The organism is Bradyrhizobium sp. ISRA464 (assembly GCF_029910095.1).
GTDB lineage: Bacteria > Pseudomonadota > Alphaproteobacteria > Rhizobiales > Xanthobacteraceae > Bradyrhizobium.
The window spans coordinates 3741304-3755189 of record NZ_CP094526.1 but is presented as its reverse complement, the minus strand read 5'-3'; the positions used below and the strand labels follow the sequence as shown (position 1 = coordinate 3755189).

Annotated in this window: 18 protein-coding genes, 1 tRNA gene, 1 pseudogene and 1 riboswitch; of the genes and pseudogenes, 11 read left to right on the top strand and 9 right to left on the bottom strand. The window is 61.7% G+C overall.

The genetic code is table 11. From position 1 onward, the window contains the following. Nucleotides 1-161: 161 nt before the first annotated feature. A complete protein-coding gene (rpoZ, locus tag MTX19_RS17625) occupies nucleotides 162-554 on the bottom strand; it encodes a DNA-directed RNA polymerase subunit omega (RefSeq protein WP_024512695.1) in 393 nt (130 codons plus the stop codon). 357 nt (nucleotides 555-911) lie between these two features. On the opposite strand from rpoZ, the gene MTX19_RS17620 reads away from it, so the two are divergent. Continuing rightward, a complete protein-coding gene (locus MTX19_RS17620) occupies nucleotides 912-1550 on the top strand; it encodes an NYN domain-containing protein (RefSeq protein ID WP_280977649.1) in 639 nt (212 codons plus the stop codon). Next, nucleotides 1531-2190 carry a uracil-DNA glycosylase gene (locus MTX19_RS17615; protein WP_280984607.1) on the top strand — a complete coding sequence of 220 codons (660 nt, stop codon included), beginning with the start codon at nucleotides 1531-1533 and terminating at the stop codon, nucleotides 2188-2190. Before MTX19_RS17620 ends, MTX19_RS17615 begins: the two co-directional genes overlap by 20 nt. Nucleotides 2191-2278: 88 nt before the next feature. Here MTX19_RS17615 and MTX19_RS17610 read toward each other — a convergent pair whose 3' ends face one another. The 4 genes from MTX19_RS17610 to dapA all read right to left on the bottom strand — a co-directional run bounded on the left by MTX19_RS17610 (nucleotide 2279) and on the right by dapA (nucleotide 4820). Further along, entirely contained in the window at nucleotides 2279-2860 is a 582-nt protein-coding gene (locus tag MTX19_RS17610) for a peroxiredoxin (RefSeq protein ID WP_280984606.1), read from the bottom strand. A gap of 115 nt (nucleotides 2861-2975) precedes the next feature. Then, entirely contained in the window at nucleotides 2976-3452 is a 477-nt protein-coding gene (gene smpB, locus MTX19_RS17605; protein ID WP_066513928.1) for an SsrA-binding protein SmpB, read from the bottom strand. Between the two features lies 1 nt (nucleotide 3453). Next, nucleotides 3454-3870, bottom strand: a complete 417-nt coding sequence (gene mscL / locus MTX19_RS17600) for a large conductance mechanosensitive channel protein MscL (protein WP_280984605.1) — start codon at nucleotides 3868-3870, stop codon at nucleotides 3454-3456. Between the two features lie 59 nt (nucleotides 3871-3929). Further along, on the bottom strand, nucleotides 3930-4820 hold the full coding sequence (gene dapA / locus MTX19_RS17595; protein WP_280984604.1) for a 4-hydroxy-tetrahydrodipicolinate synthase: 891 nt from the start codon (nucleotides 4818-4820) through the stop codon (nucleotides 3930-3932). Nucleotides 4821-5112: 292 nt separating this feature from the next. On the opposite strand from dapA, the gene MTX19_RS17590 reads away from it, so the two are divergent. Beyond that, nucleotides 5113-7323, top strand: coding sequence for a transglycosylase SLT domain-containing protein (locus MTX19_RS17590; protein ID WP_280984603.1), 2211 nt, complete (start codon nucleotides 5113-5115; stop codon nucleotides 7321-7323). Nucleotides 7324-7371: 48 nt separating this feature from the next. On the opposite strand, the gene MTX19_RS17585 is transcribed toward MTX19_RS17590, so the two are convergent. Next, a protein-coding gene (locus tag MTX19_RS17585; RefSeq protein ID WP_280982053.1) for an IS630 family transposase occupies nucleotides 7372-8314 on the bottom strand; the annotation gives its coding sequence in 2 pieces (ribosomal slippage) (nucleotides 7372-7977 and nucleotides 7979-8314; 942 coding nt in all). A gap of 328 nt (nucleotides 8315-8642) precedes the next feature. Between MTX19_RS17585 and MTX19_RS17580 the strand changes: the two genes are divergently transcribed. Then, a tRNA-Ser gene (locus tag MTX19_RS17580) sits at nucleotides 8643-8736 on the top strand. Nucleotides 8737-9096: 360 nt separating this feature from the next. Here MTX19_RS17580 and MTX19_RS17575 read toward each other — a convergent pair. Next, the gene (locus MTX19_RS17575) at nucleotides 9097-9501 is read right to left on the bottom strand and encodes a hypothetical protein (protein ID WP_280984602.1); all 405 of its coding nucleotides are present in this window, start codon (nucleotides 9499-9501) and stop codon (nucleotides 9097-9099) included. 119 nt (nucleotides 9502-9620) lie between these two features. After that, a riboswitch (Fluoride riboswitch) is annotated at nucleotides 9621-9684 on the top strand. A gap of 294 nt (nucleotides 9685-9978) precedes the next feature. On the opposite strand from MTX19_RS17575, the gene MTX19_RS17570 reads away from it, so the two are divergent. From MTX19_RS17570 to MTX19_RS17555, 4 genes are read left to right on the top strand one after another with little or no spacing between them, the layout of a single operon-like run. Then, nucleotides 9979-10239 (top strand): hypothetical protein, encoded by a 261-nt coding sequence (locus tag MTX19_RS17570; RefSeq protein ID WP_280984601.1) that lies wholly within the window; start codon nucleotides 9979-9981, stop codon nucleotides 10237-10239. Between the two features lie 33 nt (nucleotides 10240-10272). Then, the gene (gene crcB / locus MTX19_RS17565; RefSeq protein WP_348638302.1) at nucleotides 10273-10668 is read left to right on the top strand and encodes a fluoride efflux transporter CrcB; all 396 of its coding nucleotides are present in this window, start codon (nucleotides 10273-10275) and stop codon (nucleotides 10666-10668) included. A 12-nt stretch (nucleotides 10669-10680) separates the two neighbouring features. Beyond that, nucleotides 10681-11121, top strand: coding sequence for a fluoride efflux transporter CrcB (gene crcB / locus MTX19_RS17560; protein ID WP_280984600.1), 441 nt, complete (start codon nucleotides 10681-10683; stop codon nucleotides 11119-11121). Between the two features lie 2 nt (nucleotides 11122-11123). Then, nucleotides 11124-11465 carry a DUF190 domain-containing protein gene (locus MTX19_RS17555; protein WP_280984599.1) on the top strand — a complete coding sequence of 114 codons (342 nt, stop codon included), beginning with the start codon at nucleotides 11124-11126 and terminating at the stop codon, nucleotides 11463-11465. Nucleotides 11466-11639: 174 nt separating this feature from the next. On the opposite strand, the gene MTX19_RS17550 is transcribed toward MTX19_RS17555, so the two are convergent. Continuing rightward, nucleotides 11640-11996 (bottom strand): DUF190 domain-containing protein, encoded by a 357-nt coding sequence (locus MTX19_RS17550; RefSeq protein WP_280977614.1) that lies wholly within the window; start codon nucleotides 11994-11996, stop codon nucleotides 11640-11642. Between the two features lie 60 nt (nucleotides 11997-12056). Next, nucleotides 12057-12296: a universal stress protein gene (locus tag MTX19_RS17545; RefSeq protein ID WP_280984822.1), complete on the bottom strand. Its 240-nt coding sequence runs from the start codon at nucleotides 12294-12296 to the stop codon at nucleotides 12057-12059. Between MTX19_RS17545 and eno the strand changes: the two are divergent. The 3 genes and pseudogenes from eno to MTX19_RS17530 all read left to right on the top strand — a co-directional run. Further along, nucleotides 12254-12427, top strand: a pseudogene (eno, locus tag MTX19_RS17540) (phosphopyruvate hydratase); the annotation flags it as partial. The gene MTX19_RS17545 and the pseudogene eno sit on opposite strands and share 43 nt — an antisense overlap. Then, nucleotides 12407-12925, top strand: a complete 519-nt coding sequence (locus MTX19_RS17535; RefSeq protein WP_280984821.1) for a hypothetical protein — start codon at nucleotides 12407-12409, stop codon at nucleotides 12923-12925. The pseudogene eno and the gene MTX19_RS17535, both read left to right, overlap by 21 nt. 773 nt (nucleotides 12926-13698) lie before the next feature. Continuing rightward, the gene (locus tag MTX19_RS17530) at nucleotides 13699-13878 is read left to right on the top strand and encodes a hypothetical protein (RefSeq protein WP_280984598.1); all 180 of its coding nucleotides are present in this window, start codon (nucleotides 13699-13701) and stop codon (nucleotides 13876-13878) included. Nucleotides 13879-13886: the final 8 nt, after the last annotated feature.

The following is a 13886-nucleotide window of genomic DNA, read 5'->3' as shown; positions in this document are numbered from 1 at the left end:
CGCCTTCGAATGAAGCTGCACCCCGCATGGGGCCAGAACGTTCAATTTCCCGCGCCCCCATAGGACGCACCGTAACAGCAAAATTGTCAACAAAAGCAAAGGCCCGGAGCAATGTCCGGGCCTTTGGCAATCCGTCCGAAACTGGGGCTGGAAGCCCGGGCCTACTCGTCTTCCTCGGGCTGCTCTTCCGGGGGCGCCAGACCTTCGAGGCCCTTCAGCAGCTCCTCTTCGGTCATCCGTTCGACGGCAACCTCGGTGTCGTCGGCATCGACGCTGGCGCCGGCGGAACCGATCAGCGGAACAGTGTCGGGCTCAGGCTCGTCGACCTCGACGAACTTCTGCAGGGAGTGCACCAGTTCCTCGCGGAGGTCTTCCGGCGAGATCGTAGAATCGGCAATCTCCCGCAGCGACACGACAGGATTCTTGTCGTTGTCGCGATCAACCGTGAGTTGTGAACCCGACGAGATCATCCGGGCGCGATGCGCCGCCAACAGGACGAGGTCGAAGCGGTTGTCGACCTTATCAATGCAGTCTTCAACGGTGACGCGAGCCATCTCAAGGCGCTCCGTGGTAAAAGGAACCGAATATGCTGATTATGAGGGTTAGTTATAGGCCCGGCCACCGTTTCGCAAGGCAAATTTGTCACTTGCCTTCGGAACAGGCTCTGATACCCCGTTGGCCGGGCCAGAATGGCCGGAGCGTCTGATGACATAGCCTGGTTGCTGTCCCAGACAATTAAATCTCTTCATTGCAATGTCAAAAGTCTAGGCATTTTGCCCTCGCCTCACCATAATTCCGGTGGTGACTGTCGTGGGGAAAGATTCACCGAACTTTAGGCAGCAACGCAGGAAATTGCGCGCGGTCGATCGCCGGTGCGCTAAGAACACTAACAACCACGCGAGAACACTTTGATGTCGTCACCTGTTTCCAACAAGATCGCGCTCTTCATCGACGGAGCGAATCTTTACGCAACCGCAAAGACGCTGGGGTTCGACATCGACTACAAGCGCCTGCTGAAGGAATTCCAGGGCCGCGGCACGCTACTGCGCGCGTTCTACTACACGGCGATCATCGAGGATCAGGAGTATTCATCGATCCGTCCGCTGATCGACTGGCTCGACTACAACGGCTACACCGTCGTCACCAAGGCCACCAAGGAATTCATCGACGCCAGCGGCCGCCGCAAGGTCAAGGGCAACATGGACATCGAGCTCGCGGTCGATGCCATGGAACTTGCCGAACACATCGACCAGATGATTCTGTTCTCCGGCGATGGCGACTTCCGTTCGCTGGTCGAGGCGGTGCAGCGCCGCGGTGTTCGCGTCACCGTGATCTCCACCATCGCCAGCCAGCCGCCGATGATCGCCGACGAACTGCGCCGCCAGGCCGACGTCTTCACCGACCTGGTGGAGTTGCAGTCGAAGCTTGGCCGCGATCCGTCCGAACGTCCGGCCCCGCGCGAGCCGCGCCATCACTCCCCGCAATTCCTGCAGCGCGCGACCACCACCACCGTGGCCCCCCGGGGAGCCGATGACGATTTCGACGAGTAGTCTCGTCCCCTCATCCACCCGACCCGACAGCAACTGTCCGCTCTGTCCACGGCTGGCCGCCTTTCGCGCGGAGGCCCGTGCACGCGAGCCGGGCTGGTTCAACTCGCCGGTGGATTCCTTCGGCGATGCCGGCGCGCGCCTGCTGGTCGTCGGGCTTGCACCGGGTCTTCAAGGGGCGAACCGCACCGGCCGCCCCTTCACCGGCGATTACGCCGGTGACCTGCTCTACGCCACGCTGCTGGAATACGGCTTTGCCAGCGGCGTCTATCAGGCACGGCCGGACGACGGCCTCAAGCTCGTCGATTGCCGGATCAGCAACGCAGTGCGCTGCGTGCCGCCGCAGAACAAGCCGATGCCCGCGGAGATCAACACCTGCCGGCAATTCCTGAGCGCGACCATCGCGGCGATGCCGAAGCTGCGCGCGATCGTGCTGCTCGGGCGCATCGCCCACGAATCGACGCTAAAGGCGCTGGGGCTTCGCTTGGCTGCGGCGCCCTTTGCGCACGGTGCCGTGCATATGACCGGGCAATTCAAGCTGTACGACAGCTACCATTGCTCGCGGTACAACACGAACACCGGCGTGCTGACGGCCGATATGTTCCGCAAGGTCTTCGCGAATGTGCGGAAGGAACTCGGCTAGCTGATTTCGATTCTGACAGCCGCAGTATCGAAGCTGCGGATGTCGTCTCGACGCCTCGCCTGCACGCGTAGCGATCTTGCACAACGCTTCAGACCGTCTGTGGATTGTCCTTCAACCAGTCCAGCACATCGCCGGCGCTCCGGTCGGGTGGAAATACCGGATAGAACACGTGCGTGATGCGCGCGTCGTCGATGATCAGCGCGAGGCGCTTGATCAGCGTCAGTCCCGCAACCGACATCGTCGGCAACTTCAGCGCGTGCGTCAGTTCCAACCCCTCGTCCGACAGCACCGGGAACGGCAGATGCAGCCGCGAGGCCATCTCGGTCTGGTACTCGTTGCTCTGCGTCGACAGACCGAACACATGGGCGGCGCCGGCCGCCTTCAGCTCGGCGAACAGGTCGCGGAAGGAGCAGGCCTGCGGCGTACAGCCGCGGGCGCCGGGGATCATGTCCCAATCGTCGACCAGCCCGATCTTGCCGGGCTCGCCGGTGCGCGGATAGGCGAACACCACCGTGCGGCCCTCGAGCGCCGACAGCGCTACTGACGTATCGTTGGTAGCGCGCAGCGTGACTGAGGGGATAGTCATGCCGGTCAGATGCGCCGCGCCGCCATCGTCTGACGGCGCCGGAATCTTGCTCCAGTCGACTTCGGTCAGGCTGTTCTGGCTCATCGCATCGATCTCCGCAGATCGTCATTGCGAGCGCAGCGAAGCAATCCATAGTGTGGCAAGGATGCAGATGGGTTGCTTCGTCGCTTCGCTCCTCGCAATGACAGACGAGTAATCCCTATCCCCGCGCCCGCATCAGGCGGCCCTTCTCGCGGCCCCAGTCGCGCTTCTTGACCGTCTCGCGCTTGTCGTGGAGCTTCTTGCCCTTGGCGACCGCGAGCAGCAGTTTGGCACGGCCGCGCTCGTTGAAATAGAGCTTCAGCGGAATGAGGGTCATGCCCTCGCGATCGACCGCGCCGAGCAGCTTGTTGATCTGCTTGCGATGCAGCAGCAGCTTGCGCGGGCGCTTCGGCTCGTGGTTGAAGCGGTTGGCCTGCAGATATTCCGGAATGTTGGCATTGATCAGCCACAGCTCGCCGTTCTTGGAATCCGCATAGGATTCCGCGATCGTGCTCTTGCCGCTGCGGATCGACTTCACCTCGGTACCGGTCAGCGAGATGCCGGCCTCGATGGTGTCCTCGATGGCGTAGTTGAAGCGGGCCTTGCGGTTCTCGGCGACGACCTTGATCGGGCGCTCGTTCTTGTCGGCAGCCACTTTAGCTCTTCTTGAGGAGGTCGCGGATTTCCGTCAGCAGCTCGACCTCGGGCGTCGGCTTCGGCGGCTCCGCGGGTTTCACTTCTTCCTTGCGCTTGAATTGGCTCATCACGCGGATCACGATGAACAGCACGAAGGCGATGATCAGGAAATTGAGAGTCAGTGTGATGAAGTTGCCCCAAGCCAGCACCGCGCCCTGCTTCTTGGCGTCGGCCAGGTTGGTAGCGGTGACCGCCTTCGACAGCCCGGTGAAATAATTCGAGAAATCGAGGCCGCCGGTGATCGCGCCGATGATCGGCATGATGATGTCGCCGACCAGCGAATTGACGATCGCGCCGAAGGCCGCGCCGATGATGACGGCGACGGCGAGGTCGACGACGTTGCCCTTCATGGCGAACTCGCGAAATTCCTTCAGCATGTCCATCCCCTTCTGTTCGACGTTACGCACCGGATTATTCGCGGCTATCCCCGCACGCCTCAGTTGATCAGCCCGGCATGCACCATGGCGCTGCGGACCGCCGCGCGAGTCGATTCTGAGACCGGGACCATCGGCAGGCGCAGCTTCTCATCCATCTTGCCGAGCAGCGACATCGCGTATTTGACCGGCGCGGGATTGCTCTCGATGAAGAGATTGGTGTGCAATGGGATCAGCTTGTCATGGATCTTCAGCGCGGTTGCCGCATCGCCCTTCTGCCAGGCGGTCTGGAATTCCGAGCACAGCCGCGGTGCGACGTTCGACGTCACCGAAATGCAGCCATGGCCGCCATGCGCCATGTAGCCCAGGATGGTCGCATCCTCGCCGGACAATTGGTTGAAGTCTTCGCCCATCGCTGCGCGCTGCTGCGAGACCCGCACCATGCTCGCGGTCGCGTCCTTGACGCCGGCGATGTTCTTCAGCTCGAACAGCCGCTTCATGGTGTCGACCGACATGTCGATCACCGAGCGCGGCGGGATGTTGTAGATGATGATCGGAATGCCGATCGCGTCGTTGATCGCCTTGAAGTGCTGGTACAGGCCTTCCTGGGTCGGCTTGTTGTAGTACGGCGTCACGACCAGCACCGCGGTCGCGCCTGCCTTCTCGGCATGTTCAGCCAGCTCGATCGCTTCCTTGGTCGAATTCGAACCGGCGCCGGCGATCACAGGCACCCGGCCCCTGGCCTCCTCGATGCACCATTCGACCACCCGCTTGTGCTCATCGTGGCTCAGCGTCGGGCTCTCGCCGGTGGTGCCGACCGGTACGAGGCCGTGCGTGCCCTCGGCGATCTGCCAGTTCACGAGGCTGCGGAACGCCGCCTCGTCCACCCCGCCGTTTTTGAAGGGCGTCACCAAGGCAGTGAATGACCCCCGGAATTTTGTCTTGGCTGCCATGGACTTCCTCCAACGCTTCAGGCTGCGGCTGGGCCGACGATCTTGGTTCTGGCGTGCTTCCCGCTCGCACGCCGCCACCCGGCACGCGCGAAAACGCCGTGAAGGGCAATTCATATCGGGTCTGGCGTAGGGACGAAAGGGCCGCATCGTACCTATCCCAGCCGCGATTTTGCCGTGGTGTTGGCGCAAACAGCCGCACCAGCGACGCTCTTTAGCATTTTGTCCACATATTCAATCAAATAAAGATCGATGGCCCGAGCGATCAGGTGATTCGGCGCCGCAGGGGACCTCCGTGATCCGTTCCGCCCGCGCAGGCACATTGCGATCGACCGCATTGGCGACCAGCCTGGCGCTCGCAGTCGGCTTCTCGGCGATCGTTGCCGATGCGTGGGCCGACGCAAAAGTTCCATTGCCCAAGCCGCGGCCGGTCTCCCGCAGCGCTGCTCCCAAGACAGCGGTCGCGACCCGAACCACGCCGAAGGCGGAGGTGGCGCGACCGACCGCGATCGCACCTGCACTGGTTCCGGCCACCCGGCAGCACGTCGCACCTGCGGCGCGTAGCAAGCCGGTGTTGCCGGCGGCGGTGGCCGCGACATCGTCAACGTCACAGTCGGACAAGGAGGCGCTCAAGACCGTCGTCGAGCTCCTGCGCAAACGCAGGCCGGGCGACGCCACCGACGCCGAGTCCTCAATCTCCGATCCGGTGGCGCGCAAGCTTGCGGAATGGCTCATCCTGCGCAGCGAGGATAATGGCGCGTCGGTCGAGCGCTACCGCAGCTTCCTCGACGCCAATCCGAGCTGGCCATCGCAGACATTCCTTCGCCGCCGCATCGAGGCCTCGCTGTGGGACGACCACCGGGACGACTCTGCAGTCTGGGCCTGGTTCCAGAATGAATCGCCGATCTCGGCCAAGGGCCGTCTCGCGCTGGCCAAGGTGATGATCGGACGCGGTGACCGCGCCAACGCCGAACGCCTGGTGCGAGAGGCCTGGCGCAACGACCCGATGAGCGAGGACACCGAGAGCACCGCGCTCGATCTGTTCGGGTCGTTCCTGACCGCCGGCGACCACAAGGCGCGCATGGACACCATGCTCTACGGCACCGAGAACGAGGCCGCCGGCATGCGCGCGGCAAGACGTCTTGGCTCCGGCTATGTGGCGCTGGCAAAGGCCCGCATCGCGGCCAACCGCAAGGCCTCGAACCTGCGCGCGCTGCTCGAGGCCGTGCCGCGCGAATTGACCGGCGACACCGGCTATCTCTTCGCCAGGATCCAGCTGCTCCGCCGCGAGGAGAAATTCGCCGAGGCCGCGCAATTGATGATGAGCGCGCCGAGGGAGCCCGCGCGTCTCCACAACGTCGACGAATGGTGGGTCGAGCGCAGGCTGCTGGCGCGCAAGATGATCGACGTCGGCGAGTACCGCACCGCCTATCTGATCGCGCGCGACGCCGCGATGCCCGCCCGCGGCATTTACAAGACCGAACAGGAATTCACCGCGGGCTGGATCGCGCTGCGCTTCCTCAGGGATCCCGCGGTCGCCGCGCAGCACTTCGCGCGGATCGGCGTCGGCAGCAGCAATCCGACCGCGCTGGCGCGGGCCGGCTACTGGCAGGGCCGCGCCGCGGAAGCCGCCGGCCGTGGCCAGGAGGCCCGCGCCGCCTATGCGCGCGCGGCCGAGCAGTCGACGAGCTATTATGGCCAGCTCGCGCGCGCGAAACTCGGCCTGCCCCAGATCGAACTGAACGGCGTGCCGCGCGGCCGCGGCGCCGAGCGGCTGGAGATCGTGCGCGCGGCAGCGCTGCTCTATGACATCGGCGAGCGCGAGCTCGCGATCCCGATCTACAGCGACATGGGCGACAATGGCGATCCGGAAGCGCTGGCCGGACTCGGCGAATTGACCGCACGCCACGGCGATGCGCGCGGCATGCTGCTCCTGGGCAAGGCCGCGCTTAACCGCGGACTGCCGTTCGACCACTACGCCTATCCGGTCAACGGAATCCCCTCCTTCAGGCAGGTCGGTCCGGAGGTCGAGCCGAGCATCGTCTACGCCATCGCGCGCCAGGAAAGCGCGTTCAATCCCGCCGTGGTGTCGCCGGCACAGGCCTATGGCCTCATGCAGGTGACGCCGGAGGCCGGCCGCTACGTGTGCAAGCGCGCAGGCATCGGCTTCGACCTCAACCGGATGAAGACCGATCCGGTCTACAATGCGATGCTCGGCGCGGCCGAGCTCGGCGGCCTGCTCGAGGACTACCGGGGCTCCTACATCCTGACCTTTGCCGCCTACAACGCCGGGCGCGGCAGCGTGAGGAAGTGGATCGAGCGCTATGGCGATCCGCGCGACCCGAAGGTCGACGCGGTCGACTGGGTCGAGCTGATTCCATTCTCGGAGACGCGGAACTACGTCCAGCGGATCATGGAGAACCTGCAGGTCTATCGCGCCCGCTTCGGCGGCGGGACCAAGCTGCAGATCGAGGCCGACCTGCGCCGCGGCGCCAGCCTCGAATGAGCCGACGCCGAAGGTTTTCAACAGCCTATGCGCTAGAGCATGATGTTTTTATACGGAAACGTAACCTGAGTTTTTGAAGTAGTTGGTGCACTCCTCCTTGGAGAAGAGATCGAGGAGTTCACCGGCCTTTCGCCAGGTTGCCTCCACGTCACGAGGCTCTGCAGCTCGCATGAGGTGTTTGAGTTTGGCGAAGACCTGCTCGATCGGATTGAGGTCAGGGCTATAGGGCGGGAGGAAGATGCGGTGGGCGCCTCTGGCGCGGATGGCTTGGCGAGCCGCTTTGCCCTTATGGCTGCCAAGATTGTCGAGGATGACGATCTCGCCCGGTGCGAGGGTGGGTGCCAACACCTTCTCGACGTACAGCGTGAAGAACTCACCATTGATGGGACCATCGATCACCCAAGGCGCGCTGATCCGATCGTGACGCAGCGCCGCGATGAAGGTCATGGTCTTCCAATGACCGAAAGGCGCAGATGCTTGGAGGCGCTGCCCACAGGGCCCCCAGCCGCGCAGCGGCGCCATATTGGTTTTGATCCACGTCTCGTCGATAAAAACCAACCGCGCTACGTCGATCCTGCCTTGATGTGCTTTCCAGCGGGTCCGCTTACGGGCGACGTCGGGGCGATCCTGCTCGGCTGGTAGAAGCGTTTTTTTTGAAGCTGAGCCCCTCGGTGTGAACAAAAGTCCACACCGCCCGCACGTCTGTCTTGATCCCGCGTGCAGCCAGCTCCTGTGTCAGCTTGCGCAAGGTGAATGGCCCCGAGCGAATGCGTTTGCGCAGCCAGTCGGCGTTGGCATCCGATAGAACCCGCTTCTTGTGGCCGCCGATCTTGCCAGGCGACAGGCTACCGGTATCCCGCCTCAGATTCTTCCACTTCGTCACACAGGAGGGACTGATCTGTAGCGCCTCTGCAATCGAACGAACTGTCTCCCCCGCGTCAGCTCGCGCCAAGGCCCGCTCGCGGATGTCTTCCGAATAAGGTCGCGTCATCCATGCTGGCCTCCGTCCTCCAGCATGGAGTTTGAATCAGAAATTGCCTCCTCTGGGAATCCCGATTCCAGCCAAAAACAACGTGCTCTAGACGCCCGAATGTGGCGCAAGATCGCTTGCGTAAGCCATTGTCAGGAATAGAAATTCCGCGAATTTTGGCATCTGGCGGGCGCCGGATCAGGCTGGCTGACTGGCAAGCCGGCGGGCCGTTTGCGCCTGATCCGAGCCCCCGGCCCTGACGTCAAGTCGAGCTGCCATCAAATCACCTTGCCCCAATCTGAATCTGCCGCTTGCGGCTTAGCGCCCTCTCGGGCATATCGGCGCCACTGGAGACGTGGCCGAGTGGCTGAAGGCGGCGGTTTGCTAAACCGTTATAGGCTTGTAAAGGCCTATCGAGGGTTCGAATCCCTCCGTCTCCGCCAGCCATAACCCCTTGAAATCGTTGAAGGACGAGCCTCGCGAAAAGGAGGCATTTGTCACAGGTCCCTGTCACCGCTCGGCCACCAGGGCGGCCGGCGGCAAGGGGACTTGATTCACCATGTATCTACAACGCAAGGCCGGCATTTGCTGGTTTCGCAAGGCCACTCCCTTAGATCTCGTCCATATCATCGGCCAATCTGAAATTTGCTTCTCGTTGCGAACCACTCGGCGCGATGAAGCGGAGGGCCAGTCAGTTGGCGGTGGCGCTTGAGAACGTTTACGCGGTTCTGAGATCAGAGCGCCCATTGGAGCCAGCGAAAGCGCTGGTTGCCGATCTCGTGCGAGACGCTCTCGCAAATACATCATCGACGATTGGAATCAACGCTGCGGCTCGACGCCTTCAGTATGCTGTTGACGTGCTTGGCACCGCGACGTTGCTGCCCGCCGCCGAAGGCTCGCGCACCTTGGTTGCGATCGAGGACGTCGACGCACTGCTGCAACGAGAGACACCACGCGCGGAAGCTAATCCAATCGCGGCTGAGCTCTTGGCGACGTGCATTCGGCGCGAGAAGAGCTGGACGCGCTCCGAGCGCGCCCGGCAGCTCATCTCGCTTTGCCAAAGATTGGTTGCTGTTAGCGGCCGCAGACAATAGACCTTTTGCGGTCGGGCTTGCAGCAGCCGTCCATGCGTCGACAGATTGTGGGGTGCGGCTGCTGCGGTAGGTACCTTCCTTGTGCACGACGATCAGCGACGGCTCAGATACCACTGATCTCTACAACGCGATGCGCGACGGTCTCGGCAACTTTGTCGAGCTCACCAGCATCCCTAAGATCTTTCTCGTGGCGACTGAGCTTCCCTTTCCATTGTCAATCGTGTTAGCCTTGAAATGAAGATGGGGATGGGGTTCCCCGATACCCGCCCGACGTGGGCTGATAACTCCTGCTGAGATGAGGCGGCAACGCCTCGCTGCGGCGGAGCGTTGTGGATCCGTGCGTGGCGGGTTTTGTTGCCTGGACAAGAATTTGGGCAACACATGACCGCATCAACCCAGCAGCCTCAATCACTCCCTCGCAGGCGGATGACGACGGCGCAGTTCGTGAATAATGCAGTGGGAGCAATTCACGAGGGTAGCTGTGCGCCTTCTGCCGTGCCTCATCGAGGCAGTGCTTGCATTCGGCCCGGTGCATCCGATCCCTGGTAATCTCCATTTTACCCTCCAGCATGTCGGCGATGGGAGACGCGAATGCATCCAGGGGCGATGCGGATCATCAAATTGCACAAGCGCTGGGCAGACCGTCACATGGTGCTCCGGCAAGCTTTCACGCTGGCGCTTCTCGCCGGCTTTCAGTTCTTCCTCGACAACATCGGCGTTCAAACACTCGATCGGACAGGCATCGAGGTGTTGCTCGGCACCATGGTCGTGATGGCCGCGATATGGCAGGCCGCTGGCCTGGCGATTGCACGGCTGCACATGATCTTGAAGGATATCGAGCTTGAGCGCTGACTACCGTCGAAAATCGAGCGCAGAAGGGAGTGCGTGCAATTGCTAAGCGGATCCATTTGTCTACTGGTCGGATGCATATTGGGAGGCATCTCGCGCTACTTTGTGTCGGGTGTGGTAGCCCGGCATATGGGTGAAACGTTTCCGTGGGGAACGATGACTGTCAACGTCAGCGGGGCGTTCGTCATCGGCATCGTCGGGGCCATGGCAGTGAACAACACATCTCTGATGGCATCGCCGGCGCCATGGCTGTTCGCTGTGACGGGCTTTCTCGGTTGTTATACGACCGTGTCATCCTTCAGCCTGCAAACTCTCGCACTCGCTCGCGATGGTGAATTCTCCCGTGCGGCAGGCAACATTCTTTTGTCGGTCGCACTTTGCCTTGGCGCAGTCACCTCCGGCTTTCGGCTGGCCGAACGGTTGACCGGCTGAGGGGCGCCCGCGATGACGATATCGAAATCATCGAAATCCTCCGGTCAATGGCGGGGCACCGCAGCGCTTTATGCCTGCGTGGCGGCCGGCAGCGTTCTGGGCGGCGTGGCCCGTTTTCTGGTCGCGCTGGTGATTCAAACTGGCCCCGGTTTTCCTTGGTCAACGCTCTTTATTAACGCAACCGGCTCATTCGTAATCGGCTTCTACGCGACACTCAGTGGTCCGGACGGTCGGATGTTTGCCGGTGTTAGGCAACGGCAATTCGTCATGACGGGGTTCTGCGGAGGCTATACGACCTTCTCGACCTTCAGCCTTGAAACATTCAGACTGTTCCATGCCGGCCTGACGCACACGGCGCTCGCCAACATCCTCGCCTCCGTCCTCTGCTGGCTGCTCGCCGTGTGGCTCGGACACACGCTCGCTGCTCGTCTCAATCGGTTGAAAAGGACCTAGTCATGCAAATTCCGAAACACGCGCTCCTGCTCCGGATATTCATTGGCGAGAACGATCAATTCGAGGGACGCCCCCTGCATGAATCCATCGTGATGAAAGCGCGCGAGCAACACCTCGCCGGGGCCACCGTGCTTCGGGGCCCGATGGGCTTCGGCAAGTCGAGCCGTCTTCACACGGCCAAGATCCTGCGGCTTTCGGAAGATTTGCCTCTGGTCATAGAGATCGTCGATAGCGAGGATAACATCAATCGTTTCCTCCCGGTGCTCGACGACATGATGTCCAGCGGGCTCATCACGCTTGAGAAGGTCCAAGTGCTGCAATATGGAGGAACTGCCGTAACATGATCGAGCTCTCTCTCATGCACTCGATCTATGGCAGACCTTGGGCTTGAGGTTCTAAAGGAGCGTCCGATTGTCTTCGAACACATCGCTCATCAGGTAAGCAATTCTCGCGAGGCAATTCGCTGCGCGGCATCGATCGACGGATCCTGACGGCTGACGGTTCTTGCGGCGAGCACCTCATGCCTTCGTCGCCGGGGGCGCCATTTCGGAGCCATATTGCAGGACCTGCACCTTCTCGATTGTCACAAGTCCGCTGCTCATCAGCTGGTCAAGGACGGGAAGGAAGCGGTCAATCTGTTCCTGCGTGTCAACGATCTCCACAATCACTGGAAGATCCTCCGAAAGGCGCAGTATCTTCGTTGTATGCAGCCGTGTCGAATGACCAAACCCAAGATGTCCTCGCAGCACTGTAGCACCAGCGAGATGCATCTCCCGCGCTTTGAGCACGATCGCCTCGTATAGGGGCAGATGGTTCGCTCTGTCTTCTTCTCCGAAGAAGATTCTCAACAAGACCGCGTCTCGCTGAAGTTGCATTTCTCTAATCCTGCTTTTGTCGAGCAACCCTGCTCGGTTCATCCTCTGCGGCACGCACCTCTACTTTACGACCAGCACCGGGCAACGCGCGAGTTGCACGATGCGATCGGCGCGGCTGCCTATCAGGCGTTCATAGAGCGCCGAATGGCCGGTCGCCCCAATGACCAGGAGTTCGGCCCTGATCTTGGTCGCGAAGTCCACGATGTCGCGAACAGGATGGCCAGCCACGACATGGGCGTGAAGCTCCCGGGGCCTCGACGGGACGGCACGAGGCGCTTGAACTTCGAGACGGCGACATATCCCGATATGGCGGAAAAGGCGTGTTCAAGGCGGTTGGACACGTCAATGGTGTCATCCGAGATCGCCTCGCAGGCATGACCGACACGCGCCAAGAATCGATCGATGCGGCCCTGATCGCACTCGATGGCACGGAAAACAAAGCCATCTCGCGCGAAGAGCTGCTCGCGATCTACAATCGCCTGTTGGATAGCTACCCAATAGTTTCGATCGAGGATGGCTTCGCCGAGGACGATTGGGACGGCTTCCGGATGCAAACTGCAGCCTGCGGCGATCAAATTCAAATCGTCGGCGACGATCTCTACGTAACTAACCCTCGCTTCATTCAAAAGGGCATCGACAGCCGGGCAACGAACGCCGTTCTGATCAAACTCAATCAAATCGGCACAGTTTCGGAGACGATCAAAGCCATAGAAATGTGCCGGCAGGCAGGCTGGCAATACGTCGTCTCGCACAGATCTGGCGAGACCGAAGACACGTTCATTGCTGATTTCGCAGTCGCAATGGGCGGCGGACAAATCAAGGCAGGCTCGCTGTCACGCAGCGAACGACTCGCCAAATACAACCGCCTGCTCGAAATCGAGCGGGAGCTCGGATCAGTGGCAATCTTCAAAAGCCCTTTCCGAGAATAGGGAGAGCGAGGACCGAAGGCGTGCCGCGCGCTCGGGATCGGACTCCCCAGACACGTGACAAAATGGGGTGCTCTCCACATGTCGGCTGCGAGGGCTCGACCAGACATGACCGGGCGCGGCCGACTCGACACGAATGACCCTTCTCGATCTCTACAAGCAGCTTCCTGCAACCTTTCACCGGGGAGCACGCAATCCGCCCAACCCGCCGCTCCCGGTTCGGGAAGATCGATCGGCAGTCCGAACGCGCCCTGGAACCGCGGGAACTTTGGCAAACAGTCCTGTCGTATCTCCCGCCAGCCGCTCAAGAAATTCCCTAGCGCGGGACGGCCGGACAGCCTTGCCACGGCGCGCGAGCGTCAGAGGTCGAAATCCCAGCAGACCCAGGATATATCCGAGCGTGAAGTCCAACCCGATTGCGCTCACCAACATCGCGAGAATCAACATCTTCCCGGTCATGACCGCCTCCGTGCGATGTCACCTCTGCTCAACCGCTATGGTTAACGAATGGTTGCACACCATTCTTGCGAACCAGGTTGCCGCCTTCGGAACGTGATCCGCCTCTCCAGGATGCGCGCTACCTCGGGAAACAGGCGCGCATCTGCGCGTGCCAGACATAGTCCGCCGGACACGGCGGGCGAGGATGGGATCCCGCAGGGCATTCATTCCAGACGCGCGCCCCGGTGCCCCAGCCGTCCACGACGCACGCACCGTTGATCGTGGCATGGCAGCCGGGCCCGCACTCGTTTGTCGCTGCCGCTGGGCCGATACCGAGCATGAGCATCGACACAGCCATCAACAGAGCTTTCATCTGCCCTTCCCGGGCTGGTGAATGTGACGTCGAGGCCGTCGCGCCGTTCGAAATCGACAACGGCGCCTGCACGAAAAGAGTTCCAAAACATCTCGGCGGATACCGGTTCGCCGGCTCGATTGACGTCAACCGCTGCCTCGGGTGAATGGATCG

Bases quoted from the DNA above. Each gene is read 5' to 3' on its own strand.
- rpoZ (WP_024512695.1), bottom strand. From the start codon at position 554: ATGGCTCGCGTCACCGTTGAAGACTGCATTGATAAGGTCGACAACCGC.
- MTX19_RS17620 (WP_280977649.1), top strand. From the start codon at position 912: ATGTCGTCACCTGTTTCCAACAAGATCGCGCTCTTCATCGACGGAGCG.
- MTX19_RS17615 (WP_280984607.1), top strand. From the start codon at position 1,531: ATGACGATTTCGACGAGTAGTCTCGTCCCCTCATCCACCCGACCCGAC.
- MTX19_RS17610 (WP_280984606.1), bottom strand. From the start codon at position 2,860: ATGAGCCAGAACAGCCTGACCGAAGTCGACTGGAGCAAGATTCCGGCG.
- mscL (WP_280984605.1), bottom strand. From the start codon at position 3,870: ATGCTGAAGGAATTTCGCGAGTTCGCCATGAAGGGCAACGTCGTCGAC.
- dapA (WP_280984604.1), bottom strand. From the start codon at position 4,820: ATGGCAGCCAAGACAAAATTCCGGGGGTCATTCACTGCCTTGGTGACG.
- MTX19_RS17570 (WP_280984601.1), top strand. From the start codon at position 9,979: ATGCATCCAGGGGCGATGCGGATCATCAAATTGCACAAGCGCTGGGCA.
- crcB (WP_280984600.1), top strand. From the start codon at position 10,681: ATGACGATATCGAAATCATCGAAATCCTCCGGTCAATGGCGGGGCACC.
- MTX19_RS17555 (WP_280984599.1), top strand. From the start codon at position 11,124: ATGCAAATTCCGAAACACGCGCTCCTGCTCCGGATATTCATTGGCGAG.
- MTX19_RS17550 (WP_280977614.1), bottom strand. From the start codon at position 11,996: ATGCAACTTCAGCGAGACGCGGTCTTGTTGAGAATCTTCTTCGGAGAA.
- MTX19_RS17530 (WP_280984598.1), top strand. From the start codon at position 13,699: ATGAGCATCGACACAGCCATCAACAGAGCTTTCATCTGCCCTTCCCGG.